This window comes from Micromonospora cathayae, from assembly GCF_028993575.1.
In the GTDB taxonomy this organism is placed as follows: domain Bacteria; phylum Actinomycetota; class Actinomycetes; order Mycobacteriales; family Micromonosporaceae; genus Micromonospora; species Micromonospora cathayae.
This window is the reverse complement of sequence record NZ_CP118615.1, coordinates 5,372,096-5,390,520: the sequence shown is the minus strand read 5'-3', so window position 1 is coordinate 5,390,520 and position 18,425 is coordinate 5,372,096. Positions and strand designations below refer to the sequence as shown.

The window sequence follows — 18,425 nt, the reverse complement described above, 5'->3', positions numbered from 1 at the left end:
GGATGCCCGCCGCGGCCGGGGCAGCGGGTGGTCGTCCGCGTCACCGACCACCATGTCACCGCCGCCCGGCGGGTTCACCTTCCGTATTGCGCCGGCCCCGACCGTCGGATCAGGCGGGGGAGACGGTCACCGGTACGCCGTTGAACACGGCGTTGCCGGAGAGCACGTCGAGCACCGAGTCGTCGGTCAACGCGTTGGCGTTCACCCCGGCGTGCGCCGCCGCGACCGGCTGGGCGGAACCGGCGTGGCCCCAACCGTGCGGCAGGCTCACCACGCCCGGCATGATGTCCTCGGTCGGCTCCACCGGCACCACCAGCTCGCCCACCGCGGACTTCACCACCGCCCGGTCACCCAGCCCGAGCCGGGCCCGGTCGTCCGGGTGCACGTGCAGCGTGCAGGTGTTGCTGCCGCCGACCAGGGTCGGGATGTTGTGCAGCCAACTGTTGTTCGACCGCAGCTGCCGCCGGCCGATCAGCAGCAGCTCCGGCACCGGGCCGGCGGTGCGGGCGCGCAGCCGGGCCAGGTCGGCGACCACCGGGGCGGGCGCCAACTGCACCCGGCCCGACGGCGTGGTCAGCACCTCCGGCAGCCGCGGCTGCAACGGGCCCAGGTCCACCCCGCTCGGCCGCTTCTTCAGCTCTTCCAGCGACAACCCGTACGGGCCGAGCTTGAGCATCGCGTCGAGCAGCAGCTCCGGACCGGTGTCGCCGTGCATCTCGGCACGCACCTCGGCCGGGTCCCGACCGGCGACCGGTGACCCGGGGATCTGCACCGACGCGCCGATCATGCCGGCCAGGAACTGCTCGTCGATGGCGGACGGGTCGGCGTCCGGGCCGGCCCCGGCGGCGATCATCGTCAACCGGCCCAGGATCTCCGCCTCCGACAACTGCCCCGGCTCCAGCGGCAGCGCGGCGGGGGAGAACCGGGCGTAGTTGCGGACCGTCACGGTCAGCAGCAGGAAGTCGTAGTGCGGCATCTGCATCATCCGCGGCGGCGGCAGGATCACGTCCGCGTGCCGGGTGGTCTCGTTCAGGTACGGGTCGACGCAGACCATGAAGTCCAGCCCCGGCAGCGCCCGGTCCAGCCGGGGACCGTTCGGCGCGGACAGCACCGGGTTGCCGGCCACCGTCACCAGCGCCCGGACCTGCCCCTCGCCCGGGGTCTCGATCTCGTCGGCCAGCGTCGCCACCGGCAGCTCGCCCATCGCCTCGGGCAGTCCGCGTACCCGGCTGTGCCACCGCCCGTCGGTGTACGGCTCACCGGTGGCCCAGAACTCGAACGTGGCGGGCCGGGTGAACATCGCCCCGCCCGGCCGGTCCAGGTTGCCGGTCAACGTGTTCACCACGTCGACCAGCCACGATGCCAGCGTGCCGAACTCCACCGTGGTGGTGCCGATCCGGGCGTACACGGCGGCGGTGGGCGCGGCGGCCAGCGCCCGCGCCTGCCGGACGATGGTCTCCGCCGGCACCCCGCAGCGCGCCGCCACCGCCTCGGGCGCGAAGTCCCGGGCCAGTTCGCGCAGCTCGTCCAGCCCGTCCACCGGCACCCGGACCGTCACCAGGTCCTCGGCGAACAGGGTGTGCACGATGCCCAGCAGGAACAGCGGGTCGGTGCCCGGCCGGATGAACAGGTGCTCGTCGGCGGCCTCGGCGGTACGGGTCCGGCGCGGGTCGACCACCACCACCCGGCCACCCCGCTTGCGCAGCGCCGCCAGCCGGGCCGCGAAGTTCGGCGCGGCGCACAGCGACCCGTTGGACACCAGCGGGTTCGCGCCCAGGATCAGCAGGTGGTCGGTGCGGTCCAGGTCCGGCACCGGGATCGCCATCGCGTTGCCGAACAGGTGCCCGCAGGCGACCTGCTTGGGGATCTGGTCGATGGTGCTGGCCGAGAAGACGTTCCGGGTGCCCAGCGCCTGGGCCAGCGGGAAGCGGTACAGGATGCCGCCCATGGTGTGGAAGGTCGGGTTGCCCAGGTACACCGCCAGCGCCTGCCGGCCGTGCGCGTCGATGACCTGGCGCAGGCCCCGGTCCACCGCCTGGAACGCCTCCTCCCAGCTCACCTCGCGCAGCTCGCCGTCGACGCGGACCATCGGTCGGCTCAGCCGGTGCGGGTCCTCGTCGATGCGGCCCAGGCTCGCGCCCTTCGGGCACAGGTAGCCGCGCGAGAAGGGGTCGTCGGTGTCGCCGTGCACGGACGTGACCCGCCCGGCGTCGTCGAGGGTCAGCCGCAACCCGCAGACGGCATCACACAGTGGACAGGTACGGTACGCGGTTTTCATTCGGCCTCCACGTCCTTCGAAAAACCCCATTGTGAATTGCGGCGCGGAGTCCGGACGTATTCGTTCGTGCTGCCCTCGGCGGGCCACAGCGCAATGTCAGAGATGATCGATCAAGCATCCGGTGTGACGCTTCCTGCATGCCCGAATTCACCGGCAAGACCGTACTCATCACCGGTGGCGGCAGCGGGATCGGCCTGGCCACCGCACGCCGCGTCATCGCCGGAGCCGGCCAGGTGGTCCTGGCCGGCCGCAACGCCGACCGGCTCGCCATGGCGGCCAAGGACCTCGACGCCGGTGGCCGGGTGCTGACCGTGCCCACCGACGTCTCCCGCCCCGATCAGCTCGACGACCTCGCCGCCCGGGTCCGGGACCGGTTCGGGTCCCTCCAGGGTGTCGTGGCGAACGCCGGCGAGGGGCTCAACGCCGCCACCGCCGACGTCACCGAGGACGACTTCGACCGGATCGTCGGCACCAACTTCAAGGGGGTCTTCTTCACCGTGCAGCGGTCGTTGCCGCTGCTCACCGAGGGTGCCGGCGTGGTGCTGGTGTCCTCCTGGCTGGCCCACCGCGGGATGGCCACCGGCTCGCTGTACGCGGCCACCAAGGCCGCCGTGGCCAACCTCGCCCAGACCCTCGCCCCGGACCTCGCCCAGCGCGGCGTGCGGGTCAACACGGTCACCCCCGGTCACATCCGCACCGAGATGTTCGACGCGATGACCGGCAACGACCAGGTTCGTGAGTTCTTCCGTAGCCAGGTTCCGCTCGGCCGGCTCGGCGACCCCGCCGACATCGCCGACGCGGTGGCCTACCTGCTTTCCCCTGCCTCGGCCTACGTGAGCGGACAGGAACTCGTCGTCGACGGGGGCCTGGTCCGCTCAGTGCCGGCCTGACCAGCACAGAAGGAGGTGTCCGTCGTGGACGACGGCCACAAGACCCGGGCCCTGGTGCTCGGTGGCAGCCTCGCCGGCCTGTTCGCCGCCCGGGTGCTCGCCGATGCCTACGACCAGGTCACGATCGTCGACCGGGACGTCCTGCTCGACGTGGACGGCCCCCGGCGGGGCTGCCCGCAGGGCCGGCACATCAACGGCCTGCTGGCCCGCGGCCAGCAGGCGATGGAGGAGCTGTACCCGGGCATCACCCAGCAGTTGTTCGACGACGGCGTGCCCACCGGTGACCTGGCCGGTGACGTGCGCTGGTACTTCAACGGCAAGCCGCTCAAGCAGCAGCACGCCGGCCTGGTGTGCGTGGCCGCCAGCCGGCCCATGCTGGAGAAGCACATCCGGCGGCGCACCGCGGCGTTCCCCAACATCGAGTTCGCCGAGCAGCACGACATCCTCGGCCTGACCACCACCGCCGACAAGAGCCGGGTGACCGGCGCGCGGGTCCAGAAGCAGGGCAGCGACGACGAGGAGGTCTTCCTCGCCGACCTGGTGGTCGACGCCACCGGCCGGGGTTCGCGTACCCCGATCTGGCTGGAGGAGCTGGGCTACGGGCGGGTCGAGGAGGAACGCAAGAAGATCGGCCTCGGCTACGTCACCCAGCACTACAAGCTGCGCCAGGACCCGTACTTCGGGGACCTGTCGATCAACCCGGTGGCCTCGCCGGAGCTGCCCCGCGGCGCGATCTTCACCAAGACCGACGGTGACCGGGTCGAGCTGACCACCTACGGGCTGCTCGGCGACCACCCGCCCACCGACCAGGCCGGCCTCTACCAGTGGCTCAAGACGCTGGCCACGCCGGACATCTACGACGCGGTGCAGCACGCCGAACCGCTGGACGAGCCGGTCGCGTTCCGGTTCCCCACCACGCTGCGCCGGCACTACGAGAAGATGGAACGCTTCCCGGACGGCCTGCTGGTCACCGGGGACGCGGTGTGCTGCTTCAACCCGGTGTACGCGCAGGGCATGACGGTCTCCGCGCTCGGCGCGCTGACCATGCGCCAGCACCTGCACACCGGCGCGGCCCCGCAGCCGATGCAGTACTTCCGGGACCTGTCCCGCGACGTCATCGACCCGCCGTGGGGCATGACCAACGTGGTCGACCTCAGCTTCCCCGGCGTGGAGGGGGAGCGCACCCTGGCCGTCCGGATCGGTCAGGCGTTCCTCAAGCGGGTGCAGGTGGCCGCGACCCGCGACGGCGACATCACGGCCGCGTACATGCGGGCCGCCGGCATGATCGACCGGCCGGAGACGATGCAGAAGCCCGCCTTCATGCTGAAGGTGCTGTGGAAGTCGTTCTTCGGCGGCCCGGTGGCGCGGACCCGGGCCGCGGTGGCCGGGCACATCTCCCCGTCGAACCGGCCCGCGGACAGCGTCGCCCGCTGAGCCGGATCCGGCACCGGCCGGTGGTCCCCACCCCGACGACGTGGGCGGGACCACCGGCCGGTGTGCGCCGGCGGCCCCGCCCGTGCGGTGGTGGCCGTCGGCCGGTGCGGGCCGGCGGTCCCGCCCTACGGTGGCGGCGGCCGCCGGCCGGTGCGGGCCGCCCCGGGAAACGCCACCCCCGGCCGGTGCGGGCCGCCCGGGAGCGTGGCCCCCGGGGCGGCTCCGCACGAGAGGAGAAGACGTTCCGCACCGACGGTGCGAGGATTTTCCCGTACCGGGAATCGCAATTTCCGCGACCGCCGGACGGCAATGACGACCAGTGCACCGCCGAGCCGTAGAGGGCAGCGGTGAAATCGCTTTTCTTCCCCAGGAAAGGACAGCGTGATGAGCCCTGCCCGCGACCAGTCGGTCGTCGACCTGATCGATCGTTTCGGTGCCGCCGCGCCGGCCGAACTGCCGGCCGCCACCACCGCGCTGACCGACGCGCTGTGGCAGCGCGGCCGCAGCACCGGGGCGGCCCCGGACGCCGCGACGCTGCTGCTCGGGCGCTGGAGCACCTTCGACGGTGACCGGCAGGGCCGGCTGGCGGTGCTGCTCGGCCTGCTGGTCGACGCGGAGTACCCGACGACCGACGGGCCGGTGGCCCGCGCGGTCCGCGCCGCGCTGCCCGACCTGCTCGCCACGCTGACCGCCGGCACCCCCGACGAGCCCCGCACCCTGGCCCTGCTCTACCTGCTCGGGCAGCTCCCCGACGACCGGGACCGCATCCTGGCCGCGGCCGGCACGCTCGCCCTCTCCGACCCCGACCGCACCCGCCTGGAGCGGTCCCTGGCGGACCTCGACCCGGACGCCCCGGACCTCGGCCGGTGCTGGCCGTCGCCGTCGGTGTGGCGGCTCGACGGCGAGGAGCAGCAGTTCGACCAGTCGTTCATCCGGGGCCTCACCCCCGAGCAGGTGCTGCACAACTGGCGCAACGACACCCGGATGGTGCGCAGCTACGCCGGGGCCAAGGCGTACTGGGCGGTGCGGTACGGCACCCCGGTGCCGGTGGTGCCGATCCCGGTACCGGCCGAGGACGGCACGTCCAGCACGGACACCGGTCCGCTGGCCCGGTACGCGAACCTGTTCCGCTGCCCCGACTGCGGCGCCAAGCTGGAGATCGCCGACACCTCGGCGCGGTGCGCCGACTGCGGCACCACCTACCCGATCGTCAACGGCATCCTGGCGCTGGCCTCCGGTGTCCGCGACGGCTACCGCGCCGGCCACGACGCCACCGACGACCTGCTGCAGAAGCTGGCCGCGATGCCGCGCATGGGCGCGTACTACGAGTCCGTGCTGCGGCCGTCGTTCCTGCGGCTGGCCGGCTCCAACTGGGGCGAGGCGGTCAGCCACGCCGACGAGGACCGCTACCTGGCGACCCACCTGGCCCCGGCCGACGCGCCGGTGCTCGACCTGGCCGCCGGGGCGGGCCGCTGGACCGAGGTGATCGCCCGGGCGGTCGGCGCGGAGAACCTGATCGCCCTGGACATGGCGCTGCCGATGCTCAACGTGCTGCGCGCCCGGCTGCCCGAGGTGGCGGCGGTGCAGGCCAGCGCCCTCGCCCTGCCCTTCGACGACGGCAGCCTCGGCGCGGTCAACTGCTGGAACGCCCTGCACGCCTTCCCCGACGACGCCGCCGCCGCGCTGCGCGAGATGGGCCGCGTCCTGCGGCCCGGCGGCAAGCTGACGCTGATGACGTTCTGCTTCGACCCGGACCCGGTCTACCGGTTCTTCCAGGAGTCGCACTACTTCCCCAGCCGTCCGGAGGGGATGCTGCTGTTCGAGCGGGACGAGGTGCGGCGCTGGCTGGCCGACGCCGGGCTGCGCATCGTCGAGGAACAGGACCCCGAGACGTTCTTCTTCGTCACCGCCGAGCGCACCTCGACGCCGCTCGCCCCGGTGCCCGACACCGCCGCGTCCGGCGCGGCCCGCTGAGCCGGCCGCCGAGGCGAGGGATCTGCCATGACGCTGGCCCGGGGACTGGACCTGGCCCGACCGGGCGAGGCGGCGTACACGGACGCCACCGCCGTCTACAACCTGTCCGCGCCGCTGCGCCCGGCCGCGGCGGTCACCGTGCACGACGTGGCGCAGGTACGGGCCGCCGTCGGGTACGCCGTCGCCCAGGGGTGGCCGGTGCAGGTGCACACCACCGGCCACGCGTCGGCCACCACCCGGGTGGTACCGGAGGCGCTGCTGGTGCGTACCGCGCTCACCGGCGGGGTCCGCGTCGACCCGGACCGCCGGGTGGCCTGGGCGCCGGCCGGCACCCGCTGGGGTGAGGTGGTCCGGGCCGCCGCCGGGTACGGGCTGGCCGCCCCGCATGGGTCGTCACCGACCGTGGGCGTGGTCGGGTACCTGCTGCGCGGCGGGGTGAGCTTCTACGGCCGTACCGTCGGCCTGGCCGCCAACAGCGTCACCGCCGTCGAGCTGGTCACCGCCGACGGCCGGGCCCGGCGGGTCGACGCCGACAGCGACCCGGAGCTGTTCTGGGCGCTGCGCGGCGGTGGCGGCGGCTTCGGTGTCGTCACCGGCGTCGAGGTGCGGCTGTACCCGGTCGACGGGGCGGTGACCGGCGCCGCGTTCTGGCCCGCCCGGTACGCCGAACGGGTGCTCGCCCGCTGGCACGCGTGGAGCCTGGACGCCCCACCGGAGGCGGCCACCTCGATCCGGTTGTTCCACATCCCACCGGACCCGAACGTGCCACCGGAGCTGACCGCCGGCCGGCTGGTCTGCGTCGCCGGCACGGTACTGGCCCGGCCCGGTGACCGGGCGACCGCCGGGACCCGGGCCGACGCGCTGCTCGCCCCGCTGCGCGCCATCGCCGAGCCGATCATGGACACCTGGCACTACGCCGGCCCGGTCGACGTGCTGGAGACCCACATGGACCCGGCCGACCCGGTGGCGCTGCTCGGCGACCACATGCTGCTCGACCGGACCGACGACCGGACGCTGACCGAACTGCTGCGGGTCGCCGGCCCCGACTCGGGGTCCCCGCTGACCGTGGCCGAGCTGCGGCAGCTCGGCGGCGCGCTGGCGGTGCCCGACCCGGCCGGCGGGGTGCTGAACCACCTGGCCGCGCAGGTCGCGTACATGGCCGCCGGGCTGCCCGAGGCCGGTGCCGGCGTCGACGCGATCGTCGACCGCTGCGCGCTGGTGCGCCGGGCGTTGGGCCCGTGGGACACCGGCCGCACCGCACCGACCTTCGTGGAGGACCGCCACCAGCCGCAGGGGCACCTCGACCCGGCCGACCTGGCCCGCGTCGACCGGGTACGGCGACGGGTCGACCCGACCGGCGTGTTCCGGGCCGACGTCATGCCCGGCACCTCGGCGTTGCCCGACTGATGTCCACCCGCCCATCCGAGCACCGTCCCACGCCGGCCGAAGGGAGCAGCCCGATGTCCGACCCCGCGACCCCGCCGCGCCGGTTCGCGGCGACCTCCCCGTTGCAGGACGGCTGGTGGTTCACCGACCACCTGACCCCCGGCTCGGCGGTCGGGAACCTGTGCCGTGGGTACCGGATCGTCGGCCGCCTCGACCTGCCGGCGCTGGCCGGCGCCTGGCACGACGTGCGGCGCGCCCACGCCGCGCTGCGGACCACGGTCTGCGAGGTCGGCGGCTGGCCGGTGCAGCACATCGACGCCGTCGGCGAACCGTCGCCGCTGCCGCTGACCGACCTGACCGACGGCGGGCAGCCGGCCGAGGCCGACCGGGCCCGCCGACTGGACCGCTGGTGCGCCGGGCACGCCCGGTCCGCTCTCCCGGGCGACGCCGGCCCGCCGGTCCGGCTGCTGGTGGCCCGGCTGGGCACCGACGACCACGGCCTGCTGCTGGTCGCGCACCGCACCGTCGCCGACGAACGATCGCTGTCCGTCGTGGTCGAGGACCTCGCCACCCGGTACGCCGCCCGGCTGGCCCGGCCGGCCGCGCCGGCCGTCGGACCGACCGACACCGACCGGTACGCCCGGTACGCCGAACGGCACCGCGACCGGCTCGCCACCGCGGCGGCCCGCGCCCTGACGCAGCGCCGCGCCGCCGCCCTGGACGGTGTCCCCGCCCACCTCGACCTGCCCGCCGACGGCCCGACCGTGCCCTGGCCGACCGCCACGACCACCCCGTTCAGCGCCGACGCGGCCGGTGTGCGGCGGCTCGCCGAGGCGACCGGCACCGGCACGGACGTCGTGCTGCTCACCGCGTTCCTCGCGCTGCTGCACCGGCACACCGGCCACGAACGACTGACCGTGGCGACGCCCGCCGTGCTGCCGCCCGAACCCGACCGGCTCGTCGGGGCCTGCACCAACCCGGTGCCGGTGGTCGGCGACTTCACCGGTACCCCGACCTTCCGGCAGGTGGCCCGGCGGGTCGCCGACGACCTGCGCGCCGCCCTGGACCACCGGGACGTGCCCCTGTCGGAGCTGGTCCGGCTGCTGGATCCGCCCCGCGACCCGCGCCGGGTCCCGTACGGCGACGCGGTCCTGGTCGTCGGCCCGCCCGATGCGCCGCCCCGGCTGCCGGGCGCGGTGGCGCGGTCCTGGCCGGTCGACACCGGGGTCACCGTCGCCGACCTGGTCCTCACCGTCGAGCGGGCCGACCCGGTCCTGCGCGGCACCCTGCGGCACCGTACCGCCCTGCTCGACGGCCCGGCCGCGGTACGCCTGCTGGACCAGCTCCTGGTCCTGCTCGATGCGGCGGCCGACGACCCGGACCGGCGGGTGGCCGAGCTGCCGCTGGAACGCCCGGCCACCCTGCGGGCCACCGTGGCGGCCCTGGACCTGATCGCGGCCGGCCCGCCACCCGGCCCGCCCGTGTCCGAGCAGGTACGCGACCAGGCGTGGGAACGCCCCGACACGGTGGCCCTGGAGGACACCGACGGCACGGTGACGTACCGCCGACTGGAGCGCGTCGCCGACGCGATCGCCGCCGCCCTGCACCGGGCCGGCCCGGTCGACGGGCGGCCGGTGGCGGTCCGGATGCCGCCGTCGGCGGTGCAGGTCGCCACCGTGCTGGCGGTGTTCCGGGCCGGTGCCCACCTGGTCGCCCTGGACGCCGGGGAGGTGGGGGAGCGGGGCCGGTCGGTGCTGGCCGGACTCCGGCCCGCCTGCCTGGTGGTGGCCGGCCCGGCGACCGACGACGCGGTCACCCGCTGGTACGCCGACGAACTCGGCGGCCGGGTCGTGGAGGCCGGCACGGCGGCGGCCGGGGCGCTGGACGACGCCCCGGCCGCGCCGGACACCCCGGAGACCGGGCCGGCCGGTGAGCCGGTCGCGGTGACGCCGCAGACATGCGCGTACGTGGCGCACACCTCCGGCTCGACCGGACGCCCCAAGGGCATCCCGCAGACCCACGCCACCCTGGCCCAGTTCGCCCGCTGGTTCGCCACCGCCTTCGGTATCCGGCCCGGCTCCCGGGTGGCGCAGTGGGCGGCCCCCAGCTACGACGCCAGCCTCGGCGAGACCTTCGCGGCGCTCGTCGCCGGCGCGACCTGCTGCCTGGTGCCGCAGCGCATCCGCGCCCACCCGGAACGGCTGCTCGACTGGCTGGCCGCGGAACGGATCACCGTGTTCCAGACGGTGCCCAGCTTCGCCCGGGAACTGCTCGCCGCGGCCACCCGCCGGGGCGACCTCGCCGGCCTGGCCGGCCTGGACCACCTGCTGCTGGCCGGGGAGGCCCTGCCCGGCCGGCTGGCCGACGCGCTGCGCGCCGCGCTGCCCGGCACCCGCCTGGTCAACCTGTACGGGGCGACCGAGGCCATCCTGTCCACCTGGCACGAGGTCACCCGGTCGTACCCGGCGACGGTGCCGGTCGGCACCCCGATCCCCGGCCGGCAGCTGCTGGTGCTGGACGCCGACGACCGGCCCTGCCCGACCGGCGTCACCGGTCACCTGGTGCTGCACAGCCCGTACGTCACCGCCGGCTACCTCGGCGCGGCCCCCGCCGACGACCGGGTGTTCCGGCCGGTGGCGGAGCCCGGCACGCTCAGCCCGCACGCCGGCCGCTGGCACCGCACCGGCGACCTGGGCCGGCGACGGTGGGACGGCGCGCTGGAGTTCCGGGGCCGCGACGACCAGCAGATCAAGTTCAACGGGGTACGGCTGGAACTCACCGAGATCGAGGCGGTGGTGGCCGCCCAGCCCACCGTCACCGACTGCGCGGTCGTCCCGGTCGCCGGACCCGACGGTCGGATCGCCCGACTGGTCGCCCACGTGGTGACCACCGCCGACGGCACCGCCGACGGTTGGCGTACCGCCGTGCGTCGGCACCTCGGCCGGCTGGCCGTACCGCTGGTCTTCCGGACCGTGCCGGCCCTGCCCCGCAACGCCGGCGGCAAGGTGGACCGGCGCGCGCTGGCGGCCCGCGACGCCGCCGGTGGCCCCGGCGAGCCGGTCTCCCCGGCCCAGCGGGCCCTGGCCACCGTCGTCGCCGAGGTGCTCGGGGTCACCCCGGGCGACCCCCGGCAGCACTTCACCGCCGCCGGCGGTCACTCCCTGCTGGTGCCGGTGCTGCTGCACCGCATCCGCCAGCGGTACGGCGTCGAGGTGGCCGCCGCCGACTTCTGGGCCGACCCCACCCTCGCCGGGCTGGCCGCCGCCGTCGAGGCCGCCGTGCCGGACTTCGCCACCCGCACCCCGTACGCCCTGGTGCCGCCCGGACCTGCCGGCTCCGGCGCCGACCGTCATCCCGCCCCACTAGCCGGAGGTTCCCGATCATGACCGTTCCCGCGACCCAGCCGGCGTCGGACGGCGTGGCCGCCCGCGCGCCGCTCTCCTTCAACCAGGAGTTCCTGTCCCTGTTCGACAAGGGTGACGGGGAGGGCCCGTTCGGCCCGAAGTACTTCATCGTGGCCGCCTGGCGGCTGCGCGGCAGCCTCGACCTCGACGCGCTGCGCGCCGCGCTCGCCGACGTGGTGCGCCGGCACGAGATCCTGCGTACCGAGGTGGTCCGGGACGGCGAGAACAGCGCCCAGCTGGTCCGGCCGCCGTCGCAGCCGCAACTGGAGGTCCGTGACCTGCCGGTGCCCGACCCGGCCGACCGGGACGCGCGGGCCGAGCGGCTGCTGGCCGAGGTCGAGACCGAGGAGTACGGCTTCGGTGAGCTGCCGCTGCTGAACGCGGTGCTGGGCCGGTTCGCCGCCGACGACGCGGCCCTGGTGCTGATCGCCCACCACGCCGCCGCCGACGAGTGGTCGATGCAGCTGCTGGTCCGGGACCTGGCGAACGCGTACGCCACCCGTACCGGCCACCAGGTGCCGGAGCTGCCGGAGGTCCGCCAGTACCGGGAGTTCACCGTCTGGGAGCGGGAGCGGGTCGGCACGCCCGGCGCCGACCGTAACCGGGAGTACTGGCGGGACAAGCTCAAGGGCGCGCGCATCCACACCACCCGCACCGACCACCCGCGTTCGGCGCAACTGCCCAAGAGCACCGCCGCGCACCGCTTCCTGGTCGACGCCGACCTCACCCGGGACGTGCTGAAGCTGTCCCGGTCGCTGCGCGCCTCGCCGTTCATGGTGATGCTCGCCGCGTACAAGGAGTTCCTGCGCCGGGACACCGGCCGCAGCGACCTGACCGTGCCGACGCTCAGCTCCGGGCGCGGCCAGGCCAGGTTCCACCAGACGGTGGGGTCGTTCTTCAACTTCGTCCCGCTGCGCACCGACGTGTCGGACTGCCACACCTTCCGCGACGTGGTCACCGCCACCCGGCGCACCTGCGTGCAGGCGTACTCGCACGACCTGCCGTTCGGCCTGGTGCTGGGCGAGGCACCGGAGCTGATGGCCTCGCTGGCCGCCGACGACCAGGCCATCTTCGCCTTCCAGGTGTTCCAGATGCCGTTCGCCATGAAGGCGGAGACCGTCGGCGACGTCGTCTACAGCGACCTGCGCCGCCGGCTGACCTCCCAGGAGGAGACCACCGACGTGCCGGACGGCGCGCTGTGGACCTTCGACCTCGACCCGGACGGCGAGACCGTCGGCAGTCTGCTCTACAACACCAACCTGCTCGACCCGGCCCGGATGGCCCGGATGGCCGACGAGTACTGCGCGCTGCTGCGGCGACTTGTCGACGCGCCGGACGCCCCGCTCGACGCCCCGGCCGACCGTACGCCGACGGCGTGACCGGCCCACCCACCGATCGACAAGGAGGAAACGCGATGACCGGTAAGAGCATCGGGCACGACCGCGAGGAGCTCATCCGGCAACGGGTGGCGGACATCTGGCGGGAGGTGCTCACCGTCTCCGGCGACCAGCCGGACGCCACGTTCTTCGAGCTGAGCGGCGACTCGGTCGCGGCGGTCCGGATCGTGTCCCGCATCGAGGAGGACCTCGACGTGCTGATCGACGTCGGCGACATCTTCGAGGACGACCCGACGCTGGCGTCCCTCACCGACAGCGTGCTGCACCGCACAACCAGCCCGGCCCACGGATGAGGCCGGGGAACCGGAGAAAGTGAGCAACACATGCCCGAGCTGACCCGGGTCAAACCCGACACCGATCTCGACGACGTGGTCCAGATCCTGGAGGAGGACGGCGCCGTCATCGTCGAGGACCTGGTTCCCGACGACGTCCTCCACCGGCTCTGGGCCGACCTGGGACCGTCGCTGGGAGACACCGAGTACTGCGGCGACTGGTACAACGGCGTCCGCACCCGACGGGTGTCGTCGTTGTTCGCCCGCACCACCGGCCTGACGCCGGTGGTCACCCATCCGCTGTTCCTCGGCCCGGCGCGGCGCATCATGCAGCGGCCGGCCGTGATGTGGATGGGGCGGTCCCGGATCGAGATGGTGCCGTCGATCCAGATCAGCATCACGCAGCTCATCCAGATCCACCCCGGTCAGGGCCGTCAGCCGCTGCACCGGGACGACGCGCTGCACCTGAACCGACACCCAGGACCCACCACCCGCGTCCAGCTCATGGTGGCGATGAGCGAGTTCACCGCCGCCAACGGCGGCACCATGGTCATCCCCGGCAGCCACCACTGGGACGACGAGCGGGCGCCGACCACCGCCGAGGCGATCCCCACCGAGATGGCGGCCGGATCCGGCCTGATCTGGCTGGGCGGGGTCTACCACGGCGGCGGCGCGAACACCGCCGCGACGGCCCGGACCGGCATGACCATCGCGTACGACCTGGGCAACCTCCGGCAGGAGGAGAACCAGTACCTCGCGGTGCCCCGCGAGGCGGTCCGCGCGTACCCCGAGGAGGTGCGCCGGCTGCTCGGCTACGACCGCTGCCCGCCGGGCCTCGGCTGGTACGAGATGGACGACCCGTACCACCTGGTCGCGGACGACTGACCACCGACGACCGTCCGCCGACGGCCCCGCGAGCGGGGCCGTCGGCGCAGCCCACGAGAACCAGGAGAGAATGGATGGCACAGCACTGTCCGGTCGCCCTCGACACCACGGGCCGCGACCTGCACTCCGAAGCGGCCGGCCTGCGGGCGCAGGGACCCGCCGTCCAGGTCGAACTGCCGGGCGGGGTCCTCGCCTGGTCGGTCAACAGCTACGCCGGGGTGAAGAAGATCCTCAGCGATCCGCGGGTCACCAAGAGCGCCCGCAACCACTGGCCCGCGTTCATCAACGGCCAGATCCCCCCGGACTGGGAGATGATCAGCTGGATCGCGATGGACAACATGGTCACCGCGTACGGCAAGGACCACGTGCGGCTGCGCCGGCTGGTCGGGGCCGCGTTCAGTCCGCGCCGTACCGAGGCCATCCGGCCCCGGGTGGTCGAGCTGACCAACGAGCTGGTGGACGGCCTCGCCGCCGCCGGCGGGCACGGCGAGGTGGTGGACCTGCGCGCCATGTTCGCGTACCCGCTGCCGGCCCGGCTGGTCGCCGACCTGATCGGCATGTCCGAGGACGCCCGGGCCAAGACGGCCAAGGTGATCGACATGATGGTGGACACCACCGTCACCCCCGAGCAGGCCCAGGCCGTGCTGGCCGGCTGGCGGGGCGCGATGGCCGACCTGATCGCCGAGAAGCGCCGCAACCCCGGCGAGGACATCACCAGCGACCTGATCGCCGCCCGGGACACCGACGGCTCCCGGCTCAGCGAGCAGGAACTGACCGACACCATCTTCGCCATCCTCGGCGCCGGGTCGGAGACCACCATCAACTTCTTCGACAACGCGATCACCGCGCTGCTCACCCACCCCGAGCAGCGGGAACTCGTGCTGTCCGGGAAGATCGGCTGGGACGCGGTCATCGACGAGACGTTGCGGGTGGAGTCGCCGCTGGCGCACCTGCCGCTGCGGTACGCGGTCACCGACGTCGAGCTGGACGGCGTGACCATCCCGCAGGGCGACCCGATCCTGGTCAACTACAGCGGGGTGGGCCGCGACCCGGCGCTGCACGGCGAGAGCGCCTGCGAGTTCGACGTGACCCGGGCCGACAAGGAACACCTGTCGTTCGGCCACGGACCGCACTACTGCCTGGGCGCCGGTATCGCCCGGATGGTCGCCACGGTGGGGCTGTCCACCCTGTTCGACCGGTTCCCGGACCTGAGCCTGGCGGTGGACGCGGCCGAACTCCAGCCGCTGCCGACGTTCATCATGAACGGCCACCGCGCCCTGCCGGTCCGGCTGACCGTGCCGGCGGCCGCCTCCGCGTGAACACCCGCGGTGAGGACGGCCCACCGGTCGTCCTCACCGTACGGTCGGGGCCCCTCCTGCGCGCAGGAGGGGCCCCGACCGTCGTGGCGGTCGCTGCTCAGGACACGTCGAACCGGGCGCGGGCCAGCTCCCGCTTGGCGATCGCCCCCAGGTAGACGGCGATGCCGGCGTGCGTGTGCTGCATCGACATGTCCCGCCAGATCCGCTCCATCCGCGCGCCCCGCCGGACCGCGCTGGACCCGGCGGTGGGGTACAGGTGCCCCTGCACCGCCCGCCAGCACAGCTGGGTCGCCTCGTGGCACACCGCCGCCAGGCGCAGCTCCCGCTCGGGGGTGATCGCCGCCGGACCGGCCTCGGTCAGCTCCTGCCACTGGCTGATCACGTTGTGCACGGCCGCCTCGGCGGTGGCGATCAGGCCCGCCGCGGTGCCGTACCAGAGCTGGAAGTCCGGGTCCGCGCGGCGCGGCTGGATCGGCGGGAAGATGGTGGTGCGCTGGGCCATCAGTTCCTCGTACGCGGCCAGCGCGCCCTGGGCCATGCCGAGGGCGAGCACCGCGTCCTCCAGCACCATGAAGCTCATCTGACCGCCGCCGTACTCGGGCCCGTGCAGGTCCCGCCCCGGGGTGCCGGCGGTGACGTCGACCTGGCTGAGGTGGTGCGGCAGGGTCAGGTGCTCCGGGACCACCGCCCCGTCGATGGTGATGCTGTGCGACCCGCTGCCGCGCAGCCCGAGCTGCCCACCCCAGTCGTCGAGCCGCCGCCACTGGCTGGCCGGCGCGACGAACAGCATCGGGGCGGGCTCCCCGCCGTCGTCCGGGTGCACCAGCGCGTGCCCCATGAAGTGCGTCGCGTACGGCGACCCGGAGCAGTAGTTCCAGGTGCCGCTGACCCGCCAGCCGCCGTCGACCCGCTCGGCGGTGCCGCTCGGGTTGACCGTCGCCGGACAGATGAAGTCCGGGTCGGCGAACAGCTCGGCCTGGGCGCGTTCCGGGAACAGCGAGCCCACCGCCAGGGCGTGCGCCGAGCCGAGACAGTACATCCAGCCCGTCGACGGGCAGGCTGCGGTGAGCGTCTGCACCACCCGGATGAAGGTGTCGACACCCAGCTCGTAGCCGCCGTAGCGGCGGGGGACCAGGATCCGGTAGAAGCCGGCCTCACGGAACGCCTGGTGGGTGTCCGGCGCGTAGTAGGTGCGGTCCTCGGTCTCGGCCTGTCGGGCCACCAGGTCCGGCGCGATCCGCTCGGCCCGGGCCAGGATCTCCGCCCCGGTGGGGACGGTCGGATCCGGAACGGGACGCCGGCGCGGGGTGGCGTTCGTCGCGACTGCCATGGGTTCGCTCGTCCTCGCTCTCGGGCGGGGGGCGGCGTGCGGCCACGCCGCCCGGCTATCCTGGCCAGCCTCGCCCGGCGTGGCCGGGGCGTTCATCTCCTGCCGTGCGCTGCTGCCGGCCGCCCCGACGGGGGGCCGTGCGCCGCCGCCGGTCACGCCGACCGTGGGCCCCGCGCACCGCGGCGGCGGAGGACACGTACGAAGATGCGTCCCCGCGTCACCGGGGGCAAGCTGGGCGCACGCGCCCCGACCGGCCCCGCCGGACGGCCGGCGTGCCCGCTCGTGCCCGGCGCCGGCCGCTTCCCGGCAGCCCGAGTCGTGGAGGACCCATGCAGCAGACCCACCCGCCGTCGCCGGTCGACGCCCGGGAACCCGGCACCGACCGCCTCGTCATCGACGCGCTCTTCTCCGACTACCCGTTCCCGGGCTTCCTCGACCCGATCCGGCAGCGGGCGGCCGAGTTCGAGCGGGCCCATCCCCGGTACCGGGTGACGGTGCGTGGCTGCGGCTACGAGGAGATCCCGGCCGAGGTGTCCCGGCTGGCCCTGGCGGGCACCCCGCCGACCGTCGCGACCTACTACTCGGGGGCCAGCCGGCAGGCCCGGGACACCGTCACCCGCGCCGGTACGCCGCTGTTCACCTCGATCGAGCGGGCGGTGGACGGCCGCAGCCACATCCTCGGCGAGCGGGTGATGCTCGACGACCTGACCGCGCCGGCCCGGGGCTTCTTCACCTACCAGGGTGATCTCACCTCACTGCCGCTGAGCGCGTCCACGATGCTGTTCTACGTCAACACCACGCTGCTGCGGGCGGCCGGGGTGTGGGACGTGCCGCGGACCTGGCGGGAGGTGGAGCTGGCCTGCGCCCGGGTCGCCGCGCTGCGGCCCGGCGTGCGCGGTGTCACCTGGCCCAACGACGGCAAGCTGGTCCAGCAGTGGCTGAGCCAGCAGGGCGCGCCGCTGCTGGACCGGGACAACGGCCGCGCCGGCCGGGCCACCACCGTCAACCTGACCAGTGAGCCGATGCTGGCCCTGGCGGACTGGTGGGCCGGGTTGCAGCGGCGCGGCTACTTCAGCTACTCGGGGGTCCTGGAGGACTGGCCGGGCAACGCGGCCGAGTTCGTCGGGCAGCGGGTCGCGATGCGGGTCGGCTCGTCCTTCGAGGCCGACTTCATGCGGGCGGCCGGGCAGCGGGAGGGGTTCGACGTGGCGGTGGCCGAGCTGCCGCACCGGGACGGGGTCGCCCCGGTCGGCAACTGGATCGGCGGGGACTCGGTCTGGCTCGCCGACGGCCTGGACCCGGAGGTCCGCGACGGCGCGCTGGCTTTCCTGATGTACCTGGGCACGCCGGAGAACGCCGCCCGGTGGCGGGCGGCGAGCGGGTCCACTCCGGTGGTCCGCAGCGCCATCGACCGGCTGGAGGCCGACGGTTGGTTCGCCGGGAACCCGCACCACCGGGTCGCCGTCGACCAGATCGCCCGGACCGACGGGACGCCCGGCTCGTACTCGCCGATCATCCCCGGCTCGTACGGGGTGCAGATGGCCGTGATGGAGGCGATGGACGACGTGCTGCGGCACGGGGTCGAGCCGGCGGACCGGCTCGCCCGTGCCGAGCCGGTGGCGCAGCGGGCCCTGGCGGAGTACAACGCGATCGTCGCCGCTGCGGGGCCCCGGGACCCGGTCTGGCTACGGGTGGGCACCTGACCGGCCGGGCCGGTGCCCCGTGGTGAGCGGCTGAGCGGTCACGACCAGTGGTAGCGTGCTGATGACGCAGGGCGCGCAGAACGGCAGACCGGGCGAAACTGGCCGTATGATGTCCGCACCCGCTGTCGAATGTGGCCTGACCTGTTCGTCGCC

12 protein-coding genes are annotated in these 18,425 nt (G+C 74.2%); 10 read left to right on the top strand and 2 right to left on the bottom strand.

What is annotated here, in order from left to right:
* Positions 1–109: 109 nt before the first annotated feature.
* Positions 110–2,278 carry a molybdopterin-dependent oxidoreductase gene (locus tag PVK37_RS24000; RefSeq protein WP_275030048.1) on the bottom strand — a complete coding sequence of 723 codons (2,169 nt, stop codon included), beginning with the start codon at positions 2,276–2,278 and terminating at the stop codon, positions 110–112.
* Positions 2,279–2,415: 137 nt separating this feature from the next.
* On the opposite strand from PVK37_RS24000, the gene PVK37_RS23995 reads away from it, so the two are divergent.
* From PVK37_RS23995 to PVK37_RS23955, 9 genes are all read left to right on the top strand, one after another.
* A complete protein-coding gene (locus PVK37_RS23995; RefSeq protein ID WP_275030047.1) occupies positions 2,416–3,168 on the top strand; it encodes an SDR family NAD(P)-dependent oxidoreductase in 753 nt (250 codons plus the stop codon).
* A gap of 51 nt (positions 3,169–3,219) precedes the next feature.
* Positions 3,220–4,602: an FAD-dependent oxidoreductase gene (locus PVK37_RS23990; RefSeq protein ID WP_341483457.1), complete on the top strand. Its 1,383-nt coding sequence runs from the start codon at positions 3,220–3,222 to the stop codon at positions 4,600–4,602.
* A gap of 384 nt (positions 4,603–4,986) precedes the next feature.
* Positions 4,987–6,576 carry a class I SAM-dependent methyltransferase gene (locus PVK37_RS23985; RefSeq protein WP_275030045.1) on the top strand — a complete coding sequence of 530 codons (1,590 nt, stop codon included), beginning with the start codon at positions 4,987–4,989 and terminating at the stop codon, positions 6,574–6,576.
* A gap of 27 nt (positions 6,577–6,603) precedes the next feature.
* Entirely contained in the window at positions 6,604–7,983 is a 1,380-nt protein-coding gene (locus PVK37_RS23980) for an FAD-binding oxidoreductase (protein ID WP_275030044.1), read from the top strand.
* A gap of 53 nt (positions 7,984–8,036) precedes the next feature.
* On the top strand, positions 8,037–11,348 hold the full coding sequence (locus PVK37_RS23975; RefSeq protein WP_275030043.1) for a non-ribosomal peptide synthetase: 3,312 nt from the start codon (positions 8,037–8,039) through the stop codon (positions 11,346–11,348).
* A complete protein-coding gene (locus tag PVK37_RS23970; protein ID WP_275030041.1) occupies positions 11,345–12,745 on the top strand; it encodes a condensation domain-containing protein in 1,401 nt (466 codons plus the stop codon). The genes PVK37_RS23975 and PVK37_RS23970 overlap by 4 nt, the downstream gene beginning before the upstream one ends.
* A gap of 35 nt (positions 12,746–12,780) precedes the next feature.
* Positions 12,781–13,056, top strand: coding sequence for an acyl carrier protein (locus PVK37_RS23965; protein WP_275030040.1), 276 nt, complete (start codon positions 12,781–12,783; stop codon positions 13,054–13,056).
* A 30-nt stretch (positions 13,057–13,086) separates the two neighbouring features.
* Positions 13,087–13,920 carry a phytanoyl-CoA dioxygenase family protein gene (locus tag PVK37_RS23960; protein WP_275030038.1) on the top strand — a complete coding sequence of 278 codons (834 nt, stop codon included), beginning with the start codon at positions 13,087–13,089 and terminating at the stop codon, positions 13,918–13,920.
* 74 nt (positions 13,921–13,994) lie between these two features.
* Positions 13,995–15,239, top strand: a complete 1,245-nt coding sequence (locus tag PVK37_RS23955) for a cytochrome P450 family protein (RefSeq protein WP_275030037.1) — start codon at positions 13,995–13,997, stop codon at positions 15,237–15,239.
* Positions 15,240–15,336: 97 nt separating this feature from the next.
* On the opposite strand, the gene PVK37_RS23950 is transcribed toward PVK37_RS23955, so the two are convergent.
* Positions 15,337–16,569, bottom strand: a complete 1,233-nt coding sequence (locus PVK37_RS23950) for an acyl-CoA dehydrogenase family protein (protein ID WP_275030036.1) — start codon at positions 16,567–16,569, stop codon at positions 15,337–15,339.
* Positions 16,570–16,898: 329 nt separating this feature from the next.
* On the opposite strand from PVK37_RS23950, the gene PVK37_RS23945 reads away from it, so the two are divergent.
* Positions 16,899–18,272 carry an extracellular solute-binding protein gene (locus tag PVK37_RS23945; RefSeq protein WP_275030035.1) on the top strand — a complete coding sequence of 458 codons (1,374 nt, stop codon included), beginning with the start codon at positions 16,899–16,901 and terminating at the stop codon, positions 18,270–18,272.
* Positions 18,273–18,425: the final 153 nt, after the last annotated feature.

Excerpts from the sequence above, each read along its gene's own strand:
- PVK37_RS23975 (WP_275030043.1), top strand. The coding sequence starts at position 8,037 with ATGTCCGACCCCGCGACCCCGCCGCGCCGGTTCGCGGCGACCTCCCCG.
- PVK37_RS23945 (WP_275030035.1), top strand. The coding sequence starts at position 16,899 with ATGCAGCAGACCCACCCGCCGTCGCCGGTCGACGCCCGGGAACCCGGC.
- PVK37_RS23970 (WP_275030041.1), top strand. The coding sequence starts at position 11,345 with ATGACCGTTCCCGCGACCCAGCCGGCGTCGGACGGCGTGGCCGCCCGC.
- PVK37_RS23950 (WP_275030036.1), bottom strand. The coding sequence starts at position 16,569 with ATGGCAGTCGCGACGAACGCCACCCCGCGCCGGCGTCCCGTTCCGGAT.
- PVK37_RS24000 (WP_275030048.1), bottom strand. The coding sequence starts at position 2,278 with ATGAAAACCGCGTACCGTACCTGTCCACTGTGTGATGCCGTCTGCGGG.
- PVK37_RS23985 (WP_275030045.1), top strand. The coding sequence starts at position 4,987 with ATGAGCCCTGCCCGCGACCAGTCGGTCGTCGACCTGATCGATCGTTTC.
- PVK37_RS23965 (WP_275030040.1), top strand. The coding sequence starts at position 12,781 with ATGACCGGTAAGAGCATCGGGCACGACCGCGAGGAGCTCATCCGGCAA.
- PVK37_RS23960 (WP_275030038.1), top strand. The coding sequence starts at position 13,087 with ATGCCCGAGCTGACCCGGGTCAAACCCGACACCGATCTCGACGACGTG.
- PVK37_RS23995 (WP_275030047.1), top strand. The coding sequence starts at position 2,416 with ATGCCCGAATTCACCGGCAAGACCGTACTCATCACCGGTGGCGGCAGC.
- PVK37_RS23980 (WP_275030044.1), top strand. The coding sequence starts at position 6,604 with ATGACGCTGGCCCGGGGACTGGACCTGGCCCGACCGGGCGAGGCGGCG.
- PVK37_RS23955 (WP_275030037.1), top strand. The coding sequence starts at position 13,995 with ATGGCACAGCACTGTCCGGTCGCCCTCGACACCACGGGCCGCGACCTG.